This window comes from Methylomarinum sp. Ch1-1 (assembly GCF_030717995.2).
GTDB lineage: Bacteria > Pseudomonadota > Gammaproteobacteria > Methylococcales > Methylomonadaceae > Methylomarinum > Methylomarinum roseum.
Genome location: NZ_CP157743.1, coordinates 243,848 through 260,872 on the forward strand (window position 1 = coordinate 243,848; position 17,025 = coordinate 260,872).

Annotated in this window: 26 protein-coding genes; 9 read left to right on the forward strand and 17 right to left on the reverse strand. The window is 47.5% G+C overall.

The features are described from left to right. Positions 1–31 precede the first annotated feature (31 nt). From arsC to fusA, 6 genes are all read left to right on the forward strand, one after another. A complete protein-coding gene (gene arsC, locus Q9L42_RS01430) occupies positions 32–379 on the forward strand; it encodes an arsenate reductase (glutaredoxin) (RefSeq protein ID WP_305906400.1) in 348 nt (115 codons plus the stop codon). Between the two features lie 3 nt (positions 380–382). After that, the gene (wrbA, locus tag Q9L42_RS01435; protein WP_305906399.1) at positions 383–970 is read left to right on the forward strand and encodes an NAD(P)H:quinone oxidoreductase; all 588 of its coding nucleotides are present in this window, start codon (positions 383–385) and stop codon (positions 968–970) included. Beyond that, complete coding sequence (locus tag Q9L42_RS01440; RefSeq protein WP_305906398.1) at positions 967–1,311, forward strand: DUF2069 domain-containing protein; 345 nt, start codon at positions 967–969, stop codon at positions 1,309–1,311. Before wrbA ends, Q9L42_RS01440 begins: the two co-directional genes overlap by 4 nt. Before the next feature lie 5 nt (positions 1,312–1,316). Then, the gene (gene hda, locus Q9L42_RS01445) at positions 1,317–2,021 is read left to right on the forward strand and encodes a DnaA regulatory inactivator Hda (protein WP_305906397.1); all 705 of its coding nucleotides are present in this window, start codon (positions 1,317–1,319) and stop codon (positions 2,019–2,021) included. Then, positions 2,011–2,955, forward strand: coding sequence for a ketopantoate reductase family protein (locus Q9L42_RS01450; RefSeq protein WP_305906396.1), 945 nt, complete (start codon positions 2,011–2,013; stop codon positions 2,953–2,955). The genes hda and Q9L42_RS01450 overlap by 11 nt, the downstream gene beginning before the upstream one ends. Positions 2,956–3,328: 373 nt before the next feature. Then, positions 3,329–5,413 (forward strand): elongation factor G, encoded by a 2,085-nt coding sequence (fusA, locus tag Q9L42_RS01455; RefSeq protein ID WP_305906395.1) that lies wholly within the window; start codon positions 3,329–3,331, stop codon positions 5,411–5,413. Between the two features lie 112 nt (positions 5,414–5,525). Here the strand turns inward: fusA and sodB are convergent, their stop codons facing one another. Beyond that, positions 5,526–6,107, reverse strand: a complete 582-nt coding sequence (gene sodB / locus Q9L42_RS01460; protein ID WP_305906394.1) for a superoxide dismutase [Fe] — start codon at positions 6,105–6,107, stop codon at positions 5,526–5,528. A gap of 172 nt (positions 6,108–6,279) precedes the next feature. Here sodB and Q9L42_RS01465 point away from each other — a divergent pair, with 172 nt between their 5' ends. From Q9L42_RS01465 to fdxA, 3 genes are all read left to right on the forward strand, one after another. Next, positions 6,280–6,759, forward strand: coding sequence for a CYTH domain-containing protein (locus Q9L42_RS01465; RefSeq protein ID WP_305906393.1), 480 nt, complete (start codon positions 6,280–6,282; stop codon positions 6,757–6,759). Between the two features lie 48 nt (positions 6,760–6,807). Next, the gene (locus Q9L42_RS01470; protein WP_349431770.1) at positions 6,808–7,524 is read left to right on the forward strand and encodes a hypothetical protein; all 717 of its coding nucleotides are present in this window, start codon (positions 6,808–6,810) and stop codon (positions 7,522–7,524) included. A 492-nt stretch (positions 7,525–8,016) separates the two neighbouring features. Continuing rightward, positions 8,017–8,340 carry a ferredoxin FdxA gene (fdxA, locus tag Q9L42_RS01475; RefSeq protein WP_305906391.1) on the forward strand — a complete coding sequence of 108 codons (324 nt, stop codon included), beginning with the start codon at positions 8,017–8,019 and terminating at the stop codon, positions 8,338–8,340. A gap of 633 nt (positions 8,341–8,973) precedes the next feature. Here the strand turns inward: fdxA and rplQ are convergent. The 16 genes from rplQ to rplX form a co-directional block, all read right to left on the reverse strand. Continuing rightward, positions 8,974–9,360 carry a 50S ribosomal protein L17 gene (rplQ, locus tag Q9L42_RS01480; protein WP_305906390.1) on the reverse strand — a complete coding sequence of 129 codons (387 nt, stop codon included), beginning with the start codon at positions 9,358–9,360 and terminating at the stop codon, positions 8,974–8,976. Between the two features lie 22 nt (positions 9,361–9,382). Continuing rightward, positions 9,383–10,390 carry a DNA-directed RNA polymerase subunit alpha gene (locus tag Q9L42_RS01485; RefSeq protein ID WP_305906389.1) on the reverse strand — a complete coding sequence of 336 codons (1,008 nt, stop codon included), beginning with the start codon at positions 10,388–10,390 and terminating at the stop codon, positions 9,383–9,385. A 19-nt stretch (positions 10,391–10,409) separates the two neighbouring features. Then, positions 10,410–11,030 (reverse strand): 30S ribosomal protein S4, encoded by a 621-nt coding sequence (gene rpsD, locus Q9L42_RS01490; RefSeq protein ID WP_305906388.1) that lies wholly within the window; start codon positions 11,028–11,030, stop codon positions 10,410–10,412. Between the two features lie 18 nt (positions 11,031–11,048). Then, positions 11,049–11,435: a 30S ribosomal protein S11 gene (rpsK, locus tag Q9L42_RS01495; RefSeq protein WP_305906387.1), complete on the reverse strand. Its 387-nt coding sequence runs from the start codon at positions 11,433–11,435 to the stop codon at positions 11,049–11,051. Between the two features lie 22 nt (positions 11,436–11,457). Then, entirely contained in the window at positions 11,458–11,814 is a 357-nt protein-coding gene (gene rpsM, locus Q9L42_RS01500) for a 30S ribosomal protein S13 (RefSeq protein ID WP_305906386.1), read from the reverse strand. A 75-nt stretch (positions 11,815–11,889) separates the two neighbouring features. Beyond that, positions 11,890–12,003, reverse strand: coding sequence for a 50S ribosomal protein L36 (rpmJ, locus tag Q9L42_RS01505; RefSeq protein ID WP_305906385.1), 114 nt, complete (start codon positions 12,001–12,003; stop codon positions 11,890–11,892). Positions 12,004–12,027: 24 nt separating this feature from the next. Beyond that, positions 12,028–13,329: a preprotein translocase subunit SecY gene (gene secY, locus Q9L42_RS01510; RefSeq protein ID WP_305910120.1), complete on the reverse strand. Its 1,302-nt coding sequence runs from the start codon at positions 13,327–13,329 to the stop codon at positions 12,028–12,030. A gap of 23 nt (positions 13,330–13,352) precedes the next feature. Next, positions 13,353–13,787 (reverse strand): 50S ribosomal protein L15, encoded by a 435-nt coding sequence (rplO, locus tag Q9L42_RS01515; protein ID WP_349431771.1) that lies wholly within the window; start codon positions 13,785–13,787, stop codon positions 13,353–13,355. Then, complete coding sequence (gene rpmD, locus Q9L42_RS01520; protein ID WP_349431772.1) at positions 13,787–13,972, reverse strand: 50S ribosomal protein L30; 186 nt, start codon at positions 13,970–13,972, stop codon at positions 13,787–13,789. The genes rplO and rpmD overlap by 1 nt, the downstream gene beginning before the upstream one ends. A 5-nt stretch (positions 13,973–13,977) precedes the next feature. After that, entirely contained in the window at positions 13,978–14,484 is a 507-nt protein-coding gene (rpsE, locus tag Q9L42_RS01525; protein ID WP_349431773.1) for a 30S ribosomal protein S5, read from the reverse strand. Between the two features lie 10 nt (positions 14,485–14,494). Continuing rightward, positions 14,495–14,848: a 50S ribosomal protein L18 gene (rplR, locus tag Q9L42_RS01530; RefSeq protein WP_305906383.1), complete on the reverse strand. Its 354-nt coding sequence runs from the start codon at positions 14,846–14,848 to the stop codon at positions 14,495–14,497. Positions 14,849–14,857: 9 nt separating this feature from the next. Then, the gene (rplF, locus tag Q9L42_RS01535; protein WP_305906382.1) at positions 14,858–15,391 is read right to left on the reverse strand and encodes a 50S ribosomal protein L6; all 534 of its coding nucleotides are present in this window, start codon (positions 15,389–15,391) and stop codon (positions 14,858–14,860) included. A 15-nt stretch (positions 15,392–15,406) separates the two neighbouring features. Next, a complete protein-coding gene (rpsH, locus tag Q9L42_RS01540; RefSeq protein ID WP_305906381.1) occupies positions 15,407–15,802 on the reverse strand; it encodes a 30S ribosomal protein S8 in 396 nt (131 codons plus the stop codon). A gap of 32 nt (positions 15,803–15,834) precedes the next feature. After that, the gene (gene rpsN / locus Q9L42_RS01545) at positions 15,835–16,140 is read right to left on the reverse strand and encodes a 30S ribosomal protein S14 (protein WP_305906380.1); all 306 of its coding nucleotides are present in this window, start codon (positions 16,138–16,140) and stop codon (positions 15,835–15,837) included. A gap of 15 nt (positions 16,141–16,155) precedes the next feature. After that, a complete protein-coding gene (gene rplE / locus Q9L42_RS01550; RefSeq protein ID WP_305906379.1) occupies positions 16,156–16,695 on the reverse strand; it encodes a 50S ribosomal protein L5 in 540 nt (179 codons plus the stop codon). Positions 16,696–16,705: 10 nt separating this feature from the next. Continuing rightward, positions 16,706–17,023, reverse strand: a complete 318-nt coding sequence (gene rplX / locus Q9L42_RS01555) for a 50S ribosomal protein L24 (RefSeq protein ID WP_305906378.1) — start codon at positions 17,021–17,023, stop codon at positions 16,706–16,708. Positions 17,024–17,025: the final 2 nt, after the last annotated feature.

The following is a 17,025-nucleotide window of genomic DNA, read 5'->3' on the forward strand; positions in this document are numbered from 1 at the left end:
CGTTTTATCTTCATAATGAAGTGGTCAAACGATGAGCGTAAAAATTTATCACAATCCCCGTTGCAGCAAATCCAGACAAACGCTGCAGTTAATCAGAGAACAGGGCATAGAGCCGGAAATTATCGAATATTTGAAAACTCCGCCGACTGAGGCGGAATTAAGCGACATCCTCGATAAACTGGACATGCAGCCGCGTGACCTGATGCGCAAAAAGGAAAAAGAATACAAGCAAACCGGGATGGACGATGAAAGCCTGAATCGCGACGCCTTAATCAAGGGCATGGTGAATACGCCGAAACTGATCGAGCGCCCGATTGTCCTGGTCAATGACAAGGCCACCGTCGGTCGCCCTCCTGAAAACGTGCTGGCGATCCTGTAACCGATGCTGAACATACTGGTTCTGTTCTATAGCCGTGACGGCAGCACGGAAAACATGGCCCGTCAGGTCGCCAGAGGCATAGAGTCGGTCGACGGCGTCGAAGCGGTGCTGCGAACGGTACCCGACATTTCCGTCGTTTGCGAGCAAACCGCCGCCGAAATTCCGGAACGCGGCGCCCCTTACGCGACGCTGGACGACTTGAAGCGCTGCGCCGGCATGGCATTGGGTAGCCCGGCCTATTTCGGCAACATGGCCGCGCCGTTAAAGCATTTTCTCGACGGCACCACCGAGCTATGGTTTTCCGCCGCCTTGTCCGGCAAGCCAGCCGGCGTATTCACCTCCACCGGCAGTCTGCACGGCGGCCAGGAAAGCACCTTGTTGGCGATGATGCAGCCACTGATGCACCATGGCATGCTGATCACCAGCATTCCCTGTAATGAAATCGCGCTGAAGGAAACCGAAAGCGGCGGCACGCCCTATGGTCCTAGCCACCTGGCCAACAACGGCAAAACGCTGACCGAACATGAAAAAAGCATTTGCCTAGCCTTAGGTAAACGTCTGGCGACGACCGCGCTCAAATTATCGCAATGAAACGTATTTATTACTATTACGCCGCCGTCACCGGTTTTTTCGGCTTGTTTATCTTGTTGATGGCATGGAACACCGTTCTGGCTCCATCCACACGCTTTCCGGTGGCGCTCGTGCTGCTGGTTGCCGTCACTCCATTGCTGCTGCCGATGCAAGGATTGTTGCACGGCAAGCTGAAAAGCTGCACTTGGATGAGCTATGTCAGCTTGCTCTACTTCACTCACGGCGTCGCCGAAGCCTACGCCAACCCGGCCGAGCGTTATTACGCCTTGGCCGAGATCGCTCTTAGCCTGCTGCTCTGCTTCGGAGCCGGCTTATATGTTTACAAGGCAGACAAACACTGACCCGCATGGCCGAACAGTTACCGCTACAGTTTGAATTCCAAACCAACCAGAATTTTGCCAGCTTCTTTCCTGGCAACAATGCAGAAGTCATTAAGCATCTGCATGACTTCGTCTCAGAGAATAAAGAGCAGCAGATCTTTCTCTGGGGAGAATCGGGACTGGGCAAAACCCATTTATTGCAAGCCTGCTGTCAAAGCGCCAGGGAACAAGCCAAAAACGCCTTTTACTTGAGCTTCCATGCCGACAAACTGCCGGACCCGGGCCTGCTCGATGGCTTGGAAAATCTGCCCATCGTCTGCCTGGACAACATCGAGCAGATTGCCGGCGACCAAGTCTGGGAGCATGCACTGTTCAATTTTTACAATCGCCATCGCGACCATGACAATCAGCTCTTGATCACCGCCAATTGTCCTCCAAGCGCCCTGCCTTTGCTATTGCCCGACCTGAAGACCCGAATGAGCTGGGGCCTGACCCTGAAGCTGCAAGCCTTAAGCGACGAGCAAACCATACAGGCGCTCAGCCATAAGGCTAAATGCATGGGTTTCGACATGACGGAAAAAGTGGGACGCTTCCTATTGTCTCACTATGCCCGAGACTTGCCCGCCTTATGGCGTTTGCTGGAAAAAATTGATCAGGCGACACTGGCGGCGAAACGTAAATTAACCATTCCGTTTTTAAAACAAATCATGACCGATCACGATGCAAGATAAGGTTTTAATTGTCGGAGCCGGCGCGATCGGCGCGTTTTACGGCGCCTTACTGGCCAAGGCAGGCGCCGAAGTCGCCGTGGCATGTCGTTCCGATTACCAAATCGTCAAGCGACAAGGCTATCAAATCATCAGCGCAAGCTTAGGGGACTGGACTTTCCTGCCCAGCCAAGTCGTCAAAACAACCGATGATTATCAGGGACAGGCCGATTACCTGATCCTATGCACTAAGATGACGGCCGATATCGACCGGGCCGAGATCATTCGGGCGGCGGTCTCGCCGCAAACGACCATCGTCTTCATTCAGAATGGCGTGGAAACGGAACAGGAATTGCTGGACGCTTTTCCTGACAATGAAATCGTCAGCGGTTTGGCGTTCATCTGCTGTAATCGCTTGCAACCGGGCCAGATCTCGCACCTGGCCTACGGCAAATTGACGCTGGGCCAGCTGCCGGCCGGCATCGGCGACAAAACTCGCCATCTGGCCGAGCTATTTAATCAGTCGGGTATCGACTGCGTCGCCATGGACGATATCATCACCGGACGCTGGACTAAATGCGTCTGGAACGCCCCCTTTAATCCTCTGTCGGTATTATCGGGAGGCTTGGCGACGCAGGATATTGTTCGCAGCCAGGAAAGCTTTATACGCGCCATCATGCACGAAGTCTGCGCGATCGCCGCCGCCTGCGGGCATCCATTAGCAGAGAATGTCGTCGACCTGAACATTCAAAGCACCTACAAGATGCCGCCCTATAGGACCAGCATGCTGCTGGATTTTGAAAATGGCCAGCCGATGGAAACCGAAGTCATTTTAGGCAACGCCGTCCGCGCCGGCGAGCGTGAGCACATAGCGTGTCCGAATCTGAAAGCGCTATATGCATTAATGAAGCTAAGGGAATTGAAAATCGCCGAATCGAAGCGACAGGATAAGCGCTAGGCCGCAATCTCTGCCGGCAAAATGTCCGGAGAAACGCCCCGTTTACCCCCGCCATTCTTGCCGAACCGCCAACATGCTTGGCGACAATCTCGCTTGCAGGATCGATATCTACTGACTTTGACAGCGACTCAGAGCAACAACGACCTTTTTCCTGCGATACATGTTTACTCGATTTATTCTGTTTTTTCAATTTTTTAGGTTAGAATAGGAAGTTTTTTAAAATCGTTGGAACGCGGTTTTAGCAACGGTAAATATTCGCTTCATTAATCGGCATGTCCGCCTGGTTAAACTAAAGCTTATCAATCCGCTACCTTCTTCGGCCTGACGGTCGGAGTGTTAATAGTTTTTTATGTCCATTTTTTAGAGTACAAACATGACAGATCTATCGCTATACAGAAACATCGGCATATTCGCACACGTGGATGCCGGTAAAACGACCACCACCGAGCGTATCCTTAAGCTGACAGGTAAAATCCATAAAATCGGTGAAGTACATGACGGTGCAGCGACTACAGACTTCATGGAACAGGAACAGGAGCGTGGCATTACCATTCAGTCGGCGGCAACCACCTGCTTCTGGAAAGACCATCGCTTCAACATCATCGACACCCCGGGACACGTCGACTTCACCATCGAAGTTTATCGTTCATTGAAAGTCCTGGACGGCGGTATCGGCGTATTCTGCGGCTCAGGCGGCGTTGAACCGCAATCAGAGACCAACTGGCGCTACGCCAACGAGTCGGAAGTATCCCGCATTATCTACATCAACAAACTCGACCGTTTGGGCGCCGATTTCTATCGCGTCGTCAAACAGGTCGAAGACGTGCTGGGCGCCAATCCGCTGGTCATGACCCTGCCGATCGGTCGCGAAGATGATTTCAAAGGCGTAGTCGATCTGCTGACTCGTAAAGCGTGGATCTGGGACGAATCCGGCGACCCATTGAAATATGAAATTCAAGACGTGCCAGCCGACATGGCTGACGATGTCGAAGAATGGCGCGAAAAACTGATCGAAACGGCAGTCGAACAAGACGACGACGCGATGGAACAATACCTGGACGGCGAAGAGCCCGACATGGACACCATCAAAAACTGCATCCGCAAAGGCACGATCGACCTGGCTTTCTTTCCAACATATTGCGGCTCTTCGTTCAAAAACAAGGGCGTGCAATTGGTATTGGATGCGGTCGTCGATTACTTGCCAAACCCAACCGAAGTCAAACCTCAACCGGAAGTCGACCTGGAAGGCAACGAAACAGGCAATTTTGCAACTGTTGACGCTAACAATCCATTGCGCGCCCTGGCATTCAAAATCATGGATGACCGCTTCGGCGCACTGACCTTTGTCCGCATCTACTCCGGAAAGCTGGAAAAAGGCACGACCGTGTTGAACACCTTCACCGGCAAGACCGAGCGTATCGGCCGCATCGTTGAGATGCACGCCGACTCGCGCCAGGAAATCAATGCCGCGCAAGCAGGCGACATCGTCGCCGTCATCGGCATGAAGAACGTGCAAACCGGCCATACCCTGTGCGACCCGAAAAACCCGGCAACACTTGAGCCCATGGTCTTCCCCGATCCCGTCATTTCACTTGCCGTCGCTCCTAAAGACAAAGCCGGCGCCGAAAAAATGGGTATCGCAATCGGCAAAATGGTTCAGGAAGATCCTTCATTCCGCGTCGAAACCGACGAGGACAGTGGCGAAACCATCCTGAAAGGCATGGGCGAGCTGCACCTGGACATTAAAGTCGATATTCTGAAACGTACTTACGGCATCGATGTCGAAGTCGGCAAGCCACAGGTTGCTTATCGCGAAACCATTACCCAGCGCATCGAAGACAGCTACACCCATAAGAAACAATCCGGCGGTTCTGGTCAATACGCTAAAATCGATTACATCATCGAGCCGGGCGAACCAGGCAGCGGCTTCCAGTTCGAATCAACCGTGACCGGCGGTAACGTGCCCAGAGAATACTGGCCAGCTGTAGAGAAAGGCTTTGAAAACAGCATGGGGCAAGGCGTATTGGCCGGCTTCCCATGCCTGGACTTCAAAGTCAACTTGACGGACGGCGCCTTCCACGCGGTAGACTCCTCCGCAATCGCTTTCGAAATTGCCGCTAAGGCCGCTTATCGGCAATCCATTCCGAAAGCCGGTCCACAACTGATCGAGCCGATTATGAAGATTGACGTTTATACTCCTGAGGACCATGTCGGCGACGTGATCGGCGACTTAAACCGTCGTCGCGGCATGATTAAGTCTCAGGAAGCTGGTGTTACCGGCGTCCGCATTAAAGCCGACGCTCCGCTGAGCGAAATGTTCGGCTATATCGGTGATTTACGCACGATGACTTCCGGTCGCGGACAATTCTCGATGGAATTCTCACACTACATGCCATGCCCTAAAAACGTGGCCGAAGAAGTGATCAAGGAAGTCCAAGAGCGCAACAAGAACAAGTAAAGAAACCTGGGCCTGCGCAAGCCGCGGGCCCGTCTTTTGCTTGCTTCTGATGGACAAAAAAAAAGCCCGCTGAACGATTGGTTCAGCGGGCTTTTTTACTGATTCGCTTTAATTAAGCTGCGTAGTTGGCGCTGGCAAAATCCCAATTAACCAGGTTCCAGAAGGCTTCCAGATATTTGGGTCTTGCATTACGATAATCGATGTAATAAGCATGCTCCCATACATCGCAGGTCAACAACGGCGTCTGTCCCTGCGTCAAAGGACAACCGGCGTTGCTGGTGCTGACCAATTCCAGACTACCGTTGGCATTTTTAACCAACCACGCCCAACCAGAACCAAAAGTCGTGACCGCGCATTTAGTGAATGCATCTTTGAACTCCTCGAAAGAACCGAAAGTTCTGTTAATCGCAGCGGCCAATTCACCGCTAGGCTCGCCTCCCCCATTCGGAGACAAGCTGTTCCAATAGAACGTGTGATTCCACACTTGCGCGGCATTGTTAAAAATACCGCCTGAAGATTTCTTGATGATTTCTTCCAGAGACAGCCCTTCGAATTCGGTGCCGGGCACCAGGTTGTTCAGGTTAGTCACATAGGTTTGATGGTGTTTTCCATAATGAAACTCGAGAGTTTCTTCAGAAATATGGGGCGCCAATGCATCTTTAGCGAAAGGTAATGCGGGTAATTCAAAAGTCATTTTTATTCTCCAAAACAAAAAACGAATATGAAAGCGGCTAGGCCCTCACCTAAATACCAAGTATTATAATAAAGATTTATTAATTTAACATGACAAACTGCAATTGCCTACCCCCCTTCGCCTTTAAAATAGTCTATCCATTATTTTTATCTCTTCACTAATATAACTACTTATGCCCCTTGAAATCGAACATAAATTTTTATTGCTCAATGACGACTGGCGGCAGCAGATTGAAAAATCCGTCCATTACAAACAAGGTTATCTGAGCAGCACCAAACAGAACTCAATCAGGATTAGAGTTTCCGACCAGCAAGCATGGATTAACATCAAAAGTGCAGTAATAGGCACGCATCGACATGAATATGAATACGAAATCCCGCTGCAGGAAGCCAATGAAATGCTTGATGAGCTGTGCCATAAGCCGCTGATCGAAAAGAAACGTCATTTTGTCCACTACGACAAACATCTGTGGGAAATAGACGAATTCATGGGAGAGAATGCTGGCCTGATTGTCGCCGAAATCGAATTGTCCGACTTAGATGAAACATTTAAAAAACCCAGCTGGGTCGGCCAAGAAGTCACCCACGATTTGCGTTATTACAACAACAATCTTTGCAAATCACCTTACAAAGACTGGGGTGTAACACCCTAATTTTAAATAAATATTGAAATATAGTCGATTATGCACTATATTTTCTGTATGAATAAAACGACTATTGTTGCTTTTTTACTACTCGCATCCTCGAATGCTTACTGTTCGCCTTTATCGGATTCAATCGATAAGCTCGAATCCGATTGGGCCACGGTCTATTATCGAAACACCCCCGAACAGCAAAAAATCAACTACCCAAGGCTGCTACAACGGACTGTTGATATCGAACAACGCTTCCCCAAGGCCGCAGAACCGAAGATCTGGCAAGCCATCTTGCTGTCGGCTAACGCCACTTTTCAATCCCCCTTCAGCGCGCTAGAATCGCTGGACAAAGCGAAGTCGCTACTGGAAAAGGCGATTGAAATCGACCCACAAGCGCTTGAAGGCTCGGCCTATGTGACGCTTGGCTCTCTCTATTATATGGTTCCAGGATGGCCGGTCTCATTCGGCGACAAGCAAGCCGCCGAAAAAATGCTGAAAAAAGCCCTTGAAATCAATCCTGACGGCATCGACAGCAATTACTTTTACGGTGACTACCTGCTTTCCCAGGACAAGATCGCTAAAGCTGAAGAATATTTCAAAACGGCTAGCTCAGCACCGATTCGCCAAGAACAAAGGCTAGCTGACACCGAGCTACAAAACGACGCTAACATCGCGCTTAAAAAAGCTCGAAAGCGCCGATTAAGCCAAGGTAAGAACAAGTTTCTATCGCTGTTTTCATCAGCGAGTTACAATTCTGCAAACAAAGAAAGAAAAGCGCATTAATGAACAACCACAAAGAACTACGTGAGCACATAGCCGAAAATAACTGCATTATTTTCTTTGTTTGATTAGAGGCAACCAGCACATAGTCAATATTATTCTGTCGGCAATTGTGAATGTATGTGCAGATTTAGCCACGCACTGCGAATAAATTCGCACTTACCGCAGCAATTTCGGGGTTGGCGTTCAAAAAGGGTTAAGCCTGTACAGGTAGCTCTGGAAGCAGTGTGCGCGGCATGGCCGATTTTTGTTCCGACCGGGCATTGCTGACGCCTGCCGAGTACCCGTCATATCTAACATGACTAAATACTAGTACCACTAAAGCCACATCAACGGACGAACAACTCATCAAAGCTCAGATTCAAATTGTCCTCTCATTACACAGCAGTAATGCAGACTACATTGCGGCCAATGAATAGCGCCAACATTATTTTTTAATCCTTCTGTTTCTGCTAATATAGCGAAACTAATTCCTTTTAACTATCGGAAATCGTTATGACCTTTGTAGTCACTGAAAATTGTATCAAATGTAAATTTACCGATTGCGTCGACGTATGTCCGGTCGATTGTTTTCACGAAGGACCAAACTTCTTAGTCATCGACCCGGAGGAGTGCATCGACTGTACATTGTGCGAGCCTGAGTGCCCTGCCAATGCGATTTTTGCCGAAGATGAAATTCCTGCCGACCAGGAAAAATTCACTGCATTAAACGCCGAATTAGCGCAAGAATGGCCGACCATCACCGAAGTCAAGGACGCGCTGCCCGATGCCGACGAATGGAATGGGAAACCGGGCAAAGCCGAGCTACTCGAACGCTAATAGCCAGCATAGCCTCGTCATTTCCTGCAAATGGCCGATCTTCGACAGCAACTCCCAGTTTGAGCGATGTTTAGGGCTTGGAGAAAGTGTCTGAAATCCATCCACGGGGCTTGACGGCGGCATTTCAGCCACCGGCACCCTCATCAAACACCTCACAAGCCCTCTTTTTGGCCAAAGTGGGAATTGCTGAATCGAAGACGTATACCGCACCGCTCTGCGCGTGCGGCAACCCGCTTTTATCTCGACAGATTGGCAAACAGCACGACAAGGCGCTAAAACGCCAGTTTCTTGCCCACCTTAGGCTAAAAACAAGACGGCTAATTTACCGCCAAGCCTGAAATTATGTGACCGCCAATACTTAATGCAGCAATTCCCAATTTTGGAGTTCAAAAAGGGCATGGGGTGTGTTTGGCGAGGATGTCGGCAGCAAGGATGCTGCCGTCAAGCCCCCCCCAGCACCTAAACTCCATGGCCACTGGACTATAATTTTGCATTCCAGCATAATTTAGGTGCTGGGCTCCTCGACAAACCTCTAAACACAGCAAAAATGCTCAAACTGATGGGAATCGTTGTACTTAATGCAGATCGCTAACAAGCAGACAAAAAAAAGCCGGTTTAAAAACCGGCTTTTTTTTATTCTTCTTCGGAGAGCTCTTCAACTTCCGGTCTGTCGACTAATTCGACATAGGCCATAGGCGCATCATCGCCGGCTCGATAACCGCATTTGATGATTCTCATATAACCACCCGGTCTGTCTTGGTATCTAGGCCCTAATTCATTGAAAAGCTTAGTTACCACCTCGCGATCACGAAGCTTGGAGAAAGCTTGACGTCTTTTAGCGACGGTATCTTGCTTGGATAAGGTAATCAGAGGCTCAGCAACGCTACGCAGCTCTTTGGCCTTAGGTAATGTCGTTTTGATCAGCTCATGTCTGATTAACGATACCGCCATGTTACTGAACATGGCTTTTCTATGACTACTATTTCTATTTAACTGTCTACCAGATTTACGATGTCTCATTTCACAACGTCCTATAACTAATTTACATTCCAGCTTGGGATTGATCTGCCAAGTTCTCAGGCGGCCAATTCTCGAGACGCATCCCTAAGGACAGACCTTTAATGGCAAGGATATCCTTAATTTCAGTTAAAGATTTCTTTCCCAAGTTTGGAGTCTTTAACAACTCAACTTCAGTACGCTGAATCAAATCTCCAATATAGAAAATATTTTCAGCTTTCAAACAATTTGCAGACCTGACAGTTAACTCCAGATCATCGACAGGACGCAGCAAAATTGGGTCGAATTCGGGCTCATTGACCGGCTCTTCCTCAATCACCTGCTCATTAACTTTTTCGAAATCAACAAACACAGACAATTGATCATGCAATATCGTTGCCGCTAGCTTAATCGTCTCTTCAGGATCGACGGTGCCATTGGTTTCTAATTCGATTATCAATTTATCGAGATTCGTACGCTGCTCGACGCGTGTACTGTCGACTTGATAAGCGACTTTTTCGATCGGACTAAAAGAGGCATCAACCATCAATGTGCCGACAGGAATGCTCTCTAAGCGTTCCTTTCTAACATTTGCAGATACATAGCCGCGGCCACGCTCCACTTTTAAATTGATATTGATTTTACCTTCCTGAGTCAGGTGAGCGATGACCAAGTCTTTGTTCACGATATCAACATCATGAGGAAGAGTAATATCGCCTGCCGTCACCGGACCCGGACCGCTTTTCGTCAAATTTAACGTCACCTCATCCTTGGAATGCAGGATCACAGCAAGTTTCTTCAGATTAAGAAGAACATCGATGACGTCTTCATGAACACCTTCCATGGTCGTGTATTCATGCAACACGCCCTCTATCTCGACCTCGGTGACTGCGCAACCTGGAATAGATGACAGCATAACGCGTCTTAAAGCATTCCCCAAGGAGTGACCAAAACCTTTTTCTAAGGGCTCGATGACAATTCTTGAATGATTTGCTGTCTGACTCACCACCTCAACAAGTTGAGGCTTTAATAAGCCAGCAATTGAATTCTGCATAGTATAAATCTCAGAATAATTATTTAGAATAAAGCTCTACGACCAGCTGCTCATTTATATCGGCGCCCAGATCAGCACGATCCGGCAACGATTTAAAAGTGCCGCTCATCTCTTTTACATTGACTTCAACCCAGCTAGGAAAACCATATTGCTCGGTAACAGTCAATGAATCGACGATGCGTTGCTGTTTTTTAGCTTTCTCTCTGATTTTGATTACGTCGCCCGCTTGAACCTGATAGGAAGGAATATTGGTGATTTGCTCGTTAACCAAAATTGCCTTATGCGAAACCAACTGTCTAGCTTCAGCGCGCGTGCTGGCATAACCCATTCGGTAAACGACGTTATCAAGGCGACTCTCCAGCAGATCAAGCAAATTTTGACCAGTCGCACCCTTCTTCATGTCGGCGGCCTGGTAATAATTTCTGAATTGCTTTTCTAGAACGCCGTAGATTCTGCGTATTCTTTGTTTTGCACGCAACTGTAACGCGTAATCAGAGCTGCGGGTACGTTTGGTACCATGTTGACCTGGTCGCTGCTCCAGCTTACATTTGCCTTCTAACGACTTACCTCTGCTTTTCAGAAATAAATCGGTTCCTTCTCTACGACTTAACTTACAAGTCGGTCCAAGATATCTTGCCATTATTACTACTCCGGAATCTTAAACGCGGCGTTTTTTAGGGGGACGACATCCGTTATGGGGTATCGGAGTCACGTCAATAATATTTGAAATTTTAAAACCCAGATTGTTCAAAGAACGAACAGCAGATTCACGACCAGGTCCTGGCCCCTTGATCATGACGTCAAGATTTTTCATGCCGTATTCCTGGGCAACTGAACCCGCTTTTTCAGCAGCCACCTGAGCAGCGAAGGGAGTGCTTTTCCGTGAACCACGAAAACCCGAGCCGCCTGAGGTGGCCCAAGATAAAGCATTGCCTTTTCTGTCGGTAATTGTGATGATAGTGTTATTAAAAGAAGCATGCACGTGCGCGATGCCGTCAGCGACTTCTTTTTTTATCCGTTTTTTTGAACGATTTTGAGTTGCCATTACTTAGCCTTTCAAGAATATCTTATTTTCTAATGGGTTTACGAGGACCTTTACGAGTACGAGCATTGGTTCTGCTTCTCTGTCCTCTTAACGGCAAGCCTCTACGGTGCCTGATACCACGGTAGCAGCCCAGATCCATCAGTCGCTTTATGTTCATGGAAACCTCTCGACGAAGATCCCCCTCAACAGTCATGCCAGATATCACCTTACGGATAGACTCCAATTGCTCCTCAGCCAAATCTTTTATCTTCACTGAAGGCTCAATACCTACTTCTTTGCAAATATCTTTTGCAGTTTGACGCCCTACACCATAAATTGCAGTTAAAGCTATTTCTGCATGCTTATGATCTGCTACGTTTATTCCGGCAATACGTGCCATCTAGATACTCCTACTACGGTACTCTAAAGTTAAGCGCGAAATTATAGCATCCCACCAAATCCAGCGCAACAAAATTTATCCTTGACGCTGCTTGTGCCGTCCATCTTTGCAGATGACACGTACAACACCATTTCTTTTAATAACTTTACAACTTCTACAAATTTTTTTAACAGATGCGCGAACTTTCACAGCAATCCCCTTGGATAAAATAAACTACTTTTTAAGATTGGCCTTTTTCATCAGACCATCATACTGGTGTGACATCAAATGAGTTTGCATTTGCGAGATGAAGTCCATCACTACAACTACAATAATCAACAATGAAGTCCCGCCAAAATAAAAAGGCACGTTCCAATAAACAATCAAGAACTCGGGCAATAAACAAACCAGAGTAATATAAAACGCACCGATCAACGTCAGTCGGGTCATGACCTTATCGATATAAGCCGTCGTTTGCGCACCGGGCCTGATGCCTGGCAAGAAAGCGCCAGATTTCTTCAAGTTATCCGCCGTCTCTTTCGAATTGAACACGAGAGCGGTGTAAAAGAAGCAGAAGAACACGATGGCCGTTGCATAGAACAACACATAAACCGGCTGCCCCGGAGACAACACGGTGGAAACATCCTGCAACCAAGTAAACCCTTCGGCATTACCAAACCATCCAGCAATCGTCGCTGGAAACAGAATGATGCTAGAGGCGAAAATTGGGGGGATCACACCCGCCATATTCAATTTCAAAGGCAGAAAACTGCTTTGCCCGGCATACATCCTTCGGCCTTGCTGGCGTTTAGGGTAATTGATGATGATTCTACGCTGTCCACGCTCGACAAAGACCACTAACGCGGTCACCGCGACCGCAATCAGGAACAAAAGAATGATGAACGCAGCGTTCATCTCACCGGTCCTCGCTAATTCCAGAGTTCCACCAATCGCTGAAGGCAGCCCTGACACGATACCGGCAAAAATAATCAGCGAAATCCCGTTCCCGATGCCGCGCTCAGTGACCTGCTCGCCTAACCACATCAAGAAGATCGTACCGGTCACCAAAGTCACAGTCGTGATGATGACGAAGCCGATACCAGGATTAATGACGACTGGCAAGCCGCCCGCAGTTTGATTTTGCAAGGCAATCGAGATACCGATGGCCTGAAAGGTAGCCAATACCACGGTGCCATAACGCGTATATTGCGAAATTTTGCGTCGACCGGATTCGCCTTCTTTCTTAATTTGCTCAAGAGACGGAATAACAACGGTCATCAACTGCATGATGATCGATGCGGAGATATATGGCATGATCCCTAGCGCGAACAGACTCAACCTCATCAAGGCGCCACCGGAGAACATATTGAACATATCCAGAATGGAACCACTCTGCTGTTCGAACATGATCGCCAGCGCCTTAGGATCGATCCCAGGCACGGGAATATGAGCACCCACTCTATATACGAAAAAAGCTCCAAGAACAAAAAGCAATCTTGATCTAAGTTCTGAAAACCCGCCCATTCTATTCGCCATTTCAGCTCTTGAAGTACTCACAATTATTCCTCTACTTTGCCGCCTGCCGCTTCGATAGATTGCTTAGCGCCAGCAGTTACAGCCAGACCCTTGACGGTAACAGCCTTACTCACTTCGCCTGATTTAATGATCTTGGCTTTTTTTGAAATGGCCGGAATCAGGTTCGCTTCGATCAATGCCGCTAGATCGATGACATCGCCAGACAACTTATCCAGCTCATTTAATCTGACTTCGGCAGTATATTTCTTAATCCTGGAGGTAAAGCCGACTTTAGGCAAACGGCGTTGCAATGGCATCTGACCACCTTCAAAACCGACCTTATGAAAACCACCACTGCGTGATTTCTGGCCTTTGTGCCCTCTACCACAGGTTTTGCCCAGGGTCGAACCGATGCCGCGGCCGACTCTTTTAGACTTCTTACGTGAACCGTAGGCAGACTGAATACTATTTAAGTACATTAAACTTCCTCAACATTCAACATGTATGAAACTTTATTGATCATCCCACGATTCTCTGGTGTGTCAATAACTTCTACTGTTTGACGAATTTTACGTAGGCCCAAACCCTTTAAACAGGCCTGATGACTCTTTAATCGACCAATTTTACTCTTGGTCATCGTTACGCTTAATTTTTTTTCAGCCATGATCATTATCCGGTTATTTCTTCGACGGTTAAACCACGCTTAGCCGCAATGGATTTCGCATCGTGCATACCCGCAAGGCCATCGATCGTCGCTCTAACAACATTGATAGGGTTTTGTGTGCCGATGCATTTAGCCAATACGTTATGTACGCCAACTACTTCAAATACCGCGCGCATCGCACCCCCCGCGATAATACCGGTACCTTCCGATGCGGGCTGCATATAGACTTTTGCTGCGCCTGTGTTTGACATGATGGAATACTGCAAAGTATCGCCTTTTAAAGCGACTTTTTTCATGTTTTTACGCGCTTGCTCCAATGATTTTTGGATCGCGATAGGGACTTCACGCGCCTTACAGACGCCATATCCCACACGACCCTCGCCATCACCGACCACGGTCAGCGCGGTAAAACCGAATACTCTACCGCCTTTGACTACCTTTGCTACACGTCGAACAGAAACTAATTTTTCCTGTAATCCGTCTGTACTACCTTGAGATGGTGCTGTTGCCATTAATATACCCCTAGAACTTCAATCCAGCTTCACGTGCAGCATCCGCTAATGCCTTAACACGACCATGATACTTAAAACCTGAACGATCGAATGCAACTTCGGTAACGCCAGCCGCCAGCGCTTTCTGCGCAACTTGTTTACCGACTTCCGTCGCCGCAGCTATATTGCCCGTGCCGTTTACCACACCCTTCACGTCGGCTTGTGTCGTCGCCGCACTCGCTACGGTCGCCGTACCGTCCGCACTCAAAATCTGGGCATAGATATGTTGCGATGTCTTATGTACAGTCAACCTGTTGACACCTAGCTGTTTTATTTTTTTACGTTGCCTTAACGCACGTTTTAATCGAGATGATTTTTTATCCATCACTTTATCCTACTTCTTCTTGGCTTCTTTTCTAGCAACATACTCATCAGCATATCGGACCCCTTTACCTTTGTAAGGCTCTGGAGGACGGAAAGCTCTGATTTCTGATGCCACCTGACCTACCTGTTGTTTATTGCTGCCTTTGACGACTAATTCTGTCTGACTAGGCGCTTCTACGGCGATGCCTTGAGGCACTTCGTAGATAACAGGGTTGGAAAAACCCAATGATAAAGTCAGCTTGCTGCCCTGAACCTGGGCGCGATAGCCCACACCTATCAGAGTCAGTTTCTTTTCGAAGCCTGCCGATACGCCAGTAACCATGTTATTGATCGAAGCTCTCGTAGTTCCGGCCTGGGCTTTGGCATTTTTTACCGAATCATCCCATTTTATTTGAATAACGTTATCGTTGATTTCGACATCGACACCGTCATGAATATCATAAGATAACTGTCCACCCTTTCCTTTGACAGTCATGTTGCTTCCATCCAGCTTTACGTCCACACCGGAAGGAATCGTAATTGGGGCATTCGCTATTCTAGACATTAACTTACCCTCCTCTTAGCAGACAGTACAAATGACTTCGCCACCATGCCCAATGGCACGTGCGGCACGATCGGTCATGACACCGCTGGATGTTGAAACGATAGCGATACCTAACCCGCCCAATACCTTAGGCAGCTCATCTTTTGATTTATAGATGCGTAAGCCAGGTCTGCTGACACGTTTAACTTTCTCTATGACCGGCAAGCCGTTGTAGTACTTCAACTCGATTGTCATCTCAGTGTGACTACCTTTAGTTTCAGTACTGTAGTCATTTATATAGCCTTCTTCTTTTAATACTTTTGCGATCGCAACCTTAACTTTAGAAGAAGGTAATTTCACGCTTTTCTTTCCTGCAGCCTGACCATTTCTAATTCTGGTCAACATGTCTGCAATTGGATCAGTCATACTCATTGTCTAATTCTCCAAAAACCTATTAATCAGAATTACCAACTAGCTTTCGTCAAACCAGGAACATCGCCACGCATGGTCGCTTCTCTCAGTTTGTTACGGCTAAGTCCGAATTTTCTGTAATAACCGTGAGGTCTCCCAGTCAGATTACAACGATTACGTAATCTTGCCGTACTGGAGTCTCTCGGCAGTTTTTGCAGCTTTACTTGAGCATTTTCTTTGTCTTCAAATGATGAATTAGGATCCCTGATAATTTCTTTCAGAGCCTTTCTTTTTGCTTCATATTTGCTGACTAATTTTGCGCGCTTTTCTTCACGCGCAATCATTGATTTTTTAGCCATTTTATAAATCGCCCTTTAGTTCTTAAATGGAAAATTAAAAAGCTTTAACAACGCTTTACCTTCTTCATCGGTTTTCGCTGTTGTTGTGATGGAAATATCCATACCGCGTATCGTGTCAATTTTGTCATAATCAATTTCCGGGAAAATGATTTGCTCTTTGACACCCATTGAATAATTTCCACGCCCATCAAAGCTTTTAGGGCTCATTCCGCGAAAATCGCGGATTCGAGGGATTGAAATATTAATTAAACGATCCAGAAATTCATACATTCTGTCACGACGCAATGTCACCTTACAGCCTATCGGCATATCATCACGAATTTTGAAACCGGCGATCGATTTTCTCGCCAACGTGACGATGGCTTTTTGACCGGCGATTTTCTCCATATCGGCAATTGCCGATTGCAATACTTTTTTATCTACGACAGCGCCGCCCACTCCCATATTGAGAGTGATTTTGGTCAAGTGAGGCACTTCCATAACCGATTTGTATCCAAACTGCTCTTGCAGTGCTGGGATTATTTTTTCTTTGTATTCAGTTTCTAGTCTAGCCATGATCTACACCTTATGCATCAACAACTTCATTGGTGGATTTAAAATATCTGACTTTCTTTCCATCTTCTAGAAACTTAAAGCCAACTCGGTCCGCCTTCTTAGTCTCAGGATTGTACAAGCCAACATTCGATATAGCGATCGGCATTTCCTTGTCGACGATACCGCCCGCTACGCCGGCATTTGGATTGCCGCGCTGATGTTTCTTTACCTGATTGACGCCCTGAACCAGCACTTTATTGTTAGTCAGGATTTTTGTTACTTTGCCTTGCTTGCCTTTGTCTTTACCGGTCAGCACGACAACTTCATCGCCTTGTTTTATTTTCTGCATTT

What these genes read in the sequence shown, in the direction of transcription:
- fdxA (WP_305906391.1), top strand. Translation starts at nt 8,017, where the DNA reads ATGACCTTTGTAGTCACTGAAAATTGTATCAAATGTAAATTTACCGAT.
- rplQ (WP_305906390.1), bottom strand. Translation starts at nt 9,360, where the DNA reads ATGAGACATCGTAAATCTGGTAGACAGTTAAATAGAAATAGTAGTCAT.
- hda (WP_305906397.1), top strand. Translation starts at nt 1,317, where the DNA reads ATGGCCGAACAGTTACCGCTACAGTTTGAATTCCAAACCAACCAGAAT.
- rplE (WP_305906379.1), bottom strand. Translation starts at nt 16,695, where the DNA reads ATGGCTAGACTAGAAACTGAATACAAAGAAAAAATAATCCCAGCACTG.
- rpsK (WP_305906387.1), bottom strand. Translation starts at nt 11,435, where the DNA reads ATGGCAACTCAAAATCGTTCAAAAAAACGGATAAAAAAAGAAGTCGCT.
- sodB (WP_305906394.1), bottom strand. Translation starts at nt 6,107, where the DNA reads ATGACTTTTGAATTACCCGCATTACCTTTCGCTAAAGATGCATTGGCG.
- rplO (WP_349431771.1), bottom strand. Translation starts at nt 13,787, where the DNA reads ATGTACTTAAATAGTATTCAGTCTGCCTACGGTTCACGTAAGAAGTCT.
- rpsM (WP_305906386.1), bottom strand. Translation starts at nt 11,814, where the DNA reads ATGGCACGTATTGCCGGAATAAACGTAGCAGATCATAAGCATGCAGAA.
- rplR (WP_305906383.1), bottom strand. Translation starts at nt 14,848, where the DNA reads ATGGATAAAAAATCATCTCGATTAAAACGTGCGTTAAGGCAACGTAAA.
- rpsN (WP_305906380.1), bottom strand. Translation starts at nt 16,140, where the DNA reads ATGGCTAAAAAATCAATGATTGCGCGTGAAGAAAAGCGCGCAAAATTA.
- secY (WP_305910120.1), bottom strand. Translation starts at nt 13,329, where the DNA reads ATGGCGAATAGAATGGGCGGGTTTTCAGAACTTAGATCAAGATTGCTT.
- rpmD (WP_349431772.1), bottom strand. Translation starts at nt 13,972, where the DNA reads ATGGCTGAAAAAAAATTAAGCGTAACGATGACCAAGAGTAAAATTGGT.
- Q9L42_RS01440 (WP_305906398.1), top strand. Translation starts at nt 967, where the DNA reads ATGAAACGTATTTATTACTATTACGCCGCCGTCACCGGTTTTTTCGGC.
- rpsE (WP_349431773.1), bottom strand. Translation starts at nt 14,484, where the DNA reads ATGGCAACAGCACCATCTCAAGGTAGTACAGACGGATTACAGGAAAAA.
- arsC (WP_305906400.1), top strand. Translation starts at nt 32, where the DNA reads ATGAGCGTAAAAATTTATCACAATCCCCGTTGCAGCAAATCCAGACAA.
- rplX (WP_305906378.1), bottom strand. Translation starts at nt 17,023, where the DNA reads ATGCAGAAAATAAAACAAGGCGATGAAGTTGTCGTGCTGACCGGTAAA.
- rplF (WP_305906382.1), bottom strand. Translation starts at nt 15,391, where the DNA reads ATGTCTAGAATAGCGAATGCCCCAATTACGATTCCTTCCGGTGTGGAC.
- rpsH (WP_305906381.1), bottom strand. Translation starts at nt 15,802, where the DNA reads ATGAGTATGACTGATCCAATTGCAGACATGTTGACCAGAATTAGAAAT.
- Q9L42_RS01485 (WP_305906389.1), bottom strand. Translation starts at nt 10,390, where the DNA reads ATGCAGAATTCAATTGCTGGCTTATTAAAGCCTCAACTTGTTGAGGTG.
- Q9L42_RS01450 (WP_305906396.1), top strand. Translation starts at nt 2,011, where the DNA reads ATGCAAGATAAGGTTTTAATTGTCGGAGCCGGCGCGATCGGCGCGTTT.
- wrbA (WP_305906399.1), top strand. Translation starts at nt 383, where the DNA reads ATGCTGAACATACTGGTTCTGTTCTATAGCCGTGACGGCAGCACGGAA.
- Q9L42_RS01465 (WP_305906393.1), top strand. Translation starts at nt 6,280, where the DNA reads ATGCCCCTTGAAATCGAACATAAATTTTTATTGCTCAATGACGACTGG.
- rpsD (WP_305906388.1), bottom strand. Translation starts at nt 11,030, where the DNA reads ATGGCAAGATATCTTGGACCGACTTGTAAGTTAAGTCGTAGAGAAGGA.
- Q9L42_RS01470 (WP_349431770.1), top strand. Translation starts at nt 6,808, where the DNA reads ATGAATAAAACGACTATTGTTGCTTTTTTACTACTCGCATCCTCGAAT.
- fusA (WP_305906395.1), top strand. Translation starts at nt 3,329, where the DNA reads ATGACAGATCTATCGCTATACAGAAACATCGGCATATTCGCACACGTG.